The following is a 2,709-nucleotide window of genomic DNA, read 5'->3' on the forward strand; positions in this document are numbered from 1 at the left end:
AATTGCTTCCCATGGATTCCCAGGATTATGATCTGAACTGGTCGGCCTCTGCCGTGGCGTTCAATTCTAAATTTGAACAACTCAAACAAGACACAACAGTAGCTGAATTAAAAGCAATGCTGGCTAAAAGAGATAAAGGGTTTGAAAGAATGGGAGGTATAGAGAAAACCTCGAAAAACGTGACGGAATGGCTGGATTGACAGTTTTAAGTTCGATACCACGATTAGATAGGATTGATTGAAGTAGCTCATAAAATCTGCTATATGCCCAACTAGAGAGCATTCGAGCGTATTTTCTGGACTCCTCTCCTAACAAGAGAAAGAATTATGGCTAAAATACTGTGATCATGTCTCTAGAACGCAAAATGATGTATTCAGGGATTATCTGCGAAGTTTGGCACGAAAGCTGCCGAAAAAATAGAAGAGATGAATGTTTATATAGATTTTTCCAGAATTTACTTTTCTAAATTTCGATAAATCTATATATTTAAGCAACAGCTAACAACCCTCTCATTTTTTAGTGATTTATGGGCGATTTGTTGCAGATGTTGCTAAAGGTAATGTGAACCAGAAAGTTAACCCGCGCTTGCGGTTACTAATAACACCGATTTCGCCGCCATGTGCTTTAATAACTTTCCGACAAAGATACGTTTTTAAGCCAATGCTTGTAGAACAACAGTCTTGGGGATCGCGGACATGCAGATCGAAAAGGCGATCGCACTCTAGTTTACTCATTACCACACCGTCATCTTGAATCTGAGTGCGAATCATTTTGCCCTCAACGCTGGCACTCACAATAAAATTTAATCCTGGTGGATTATTTTGCAAGCTATGTGTTAACAAATGTGCCAAAACTTTCTCCAACCGAGTTGCATCTGCCATCACTAATGGTAAATCGGCGGGAACCAAGTTTTTCAGAGTCGCTTGATTTTGTGTTAGTATGGGTTCCAACTGGGTAAATGTTACTCCCAGTAGGGTGTTAAAATCCACAGGTTCGGGTTTGATGTCAATACCCTGTTTTTCATAAGAATTAATTTCTAGCAATGAGTTAATCATCGTCAGTTGGCGATCGTTGCCTTGAATCATCCGCTCAATTATCGAGCGAGATACTAGAATTGGGTGTTGGGCATTGGGCATGGGGCATGGGGCATAAGAGGCAGAGAGGCGGGGGGCGGGGGGCAGAGGGAAAAACTTTTCTCCCTTGCCCCCTGCCCCTTGCTCCCTTGCTTCTCCTCCACTCCCCACTCCCCACTCCCCACTCCCCACTCCCTGATTTAACAAATTCTTTAACACCATCAAGTTACCCATCACCGAAGTTCGTAAATCGTGGGCAACTGTGTGCAAAACAACATCTTTTACCCGATGCAATTCTTCAACTTCTTGCATTTTCTGCTGCAATTGTGCTGTCCGTTCTTGTACTTGGTGTTCTAAATTAGTGTTAAGTTCTGCGAGTTTTTGGTAAATCTGGCTTTGGTGAATGGCGATCGCTACTTGTTCTGACATCTGCTGTAATAAATCAATTTCTATTGGCTGCCAATGACGCGGCCCTGAGCATTGATTGGCAATTAACGCCCCAAATAATTCATTACCTAGCATAATTGGTACACTCAAAGTCGCCCTCGTTTGGAATTTTTGAAAGTGCGCTTTGACTTTGGGAGATAATGTTACTTGTGTTATATCTTCAACGACACGCACAACATTATTTTTGAGTAAGTTTCTCAATTCTTGTAGATAAGCTTCATCATTAGTAGACCATCCTGTGGGTAATGGATACTTGGGATCTACTGATTCAGCAAGAGTTTTGACTCCTAATTTGGTATTATTTAAACCAATAAAAACCCGATCTGCTTGCAGAAATTGCCTGACTTCCGTCACGGTGGTTTGAAGAACTTCCTCTAAGTTAAGGGAAGACCGAATTCGTACTAAGGTTTCTGCCAACAAGCGATCGCGTTCTGCTGATAGACGTAATTGTGCTTCCACGTGCTTGCGTTCTGTAATGTCGTGATGGACTGCTAAAATCGAAGGCAGACCATCTAAATCTATGATTTCGGCTGAAAGCAGCGTTGTAATTATCTTGCCAGACTTTTGCTGAAATTCAACTTCCAAGTTGCGAACAACTCCTGTGGCTTGCAACTCCTGTAACAAATTCTGGCGATCGCGATCGTGTACCCAAAGATTTAACTCAAAAGAAGTTTTACCAATCGCCTCATCTCGCTCATAACCTGAGAGTTTCACAAAACTGTCGTTAACTTCGATGAAGCGTCCTTCTTGGAGTGTGCTGATGGTAATTGAATCGGGGCTGCAACTAAAAGCTTTAGCAAATTTTTGAGCAAGATTTTGCAAAGCGACTTCTGCTTGTTTGCGTTCTGTGATATCTCGGACAATTGCTACTACCTCATCTTGACCACTCACTACCAACCGCGCCTCATAATCTTTGACTCCCAAAGGCGTTGGTAGTTGATATTCGCAAGTTTGCAAAGTTCCAGAATCTAAAGTTTTAGCGATCGCTTCCAGGCTAATTGCGGCAACATCATTAGGCAATAACTCATGCACATGTTTCCCAACTATTTCTTCTCTGGAGAGAGTGACATTTCCTTCCTCACTTTTCAAATCTAGATACTCGCTATCACGGCTGATGCGAAACATCAAATCGGGGATAGCATCTAAAATAGCTTGTTGAAATTGCCGTCCTACTTCTTGCCAAATCACA

Annotated in this window: 2 protein-coding genes; one reads left to right on the top strand and one right to left on the bottom strand. The window is 42.0% G+C overall.

The genetic code is table 11. The features are described from left to right. Window positions 1-200: hypothetical protein (locus tag LC574_RS34705; protein ID WP_229458150.1), on the top strand; the 200-nt coding region annotated here is incomplete at its 5' end. Between the two features lie 324 nt (window positions 201-524). On the opposite strand, the gene LC574_RS34710 is transcribed toward LC574_RS34705, so the two are convergent. Beyond that, complete coding sequence (locus tag LC574_RS34710) at window positions 525-2,645, bottom strand: PAS domain S-box protein (RefSeq protein WP_306422208.1); 2,121 nt, start codon at window positions 2,643-2,645, stop codon at window positions 525-527. Window positions 2,646-2,709: the final 64 nt, after the last annotated feature.

Origin of the sequence: Nostoc sp. CHAB 5715 (assembly GCF_020829685.1) — a bacterium.
Lineage (GTDB): Bacteria > Cyanobacteriota > Cyanobacteriia > Cyanobacteriales > Nostocaceae > Nostoc.

Excerpts from the sequence above, each read along its gene's own strand:
- LC574_RS34710 (WP_306422208.1), bottom strand. The coding sequence starts at position 2,645 with ATGTTTCGCATCAGCCGTGATAGCGAGTATCTAGATTTGAAAAGTGAG.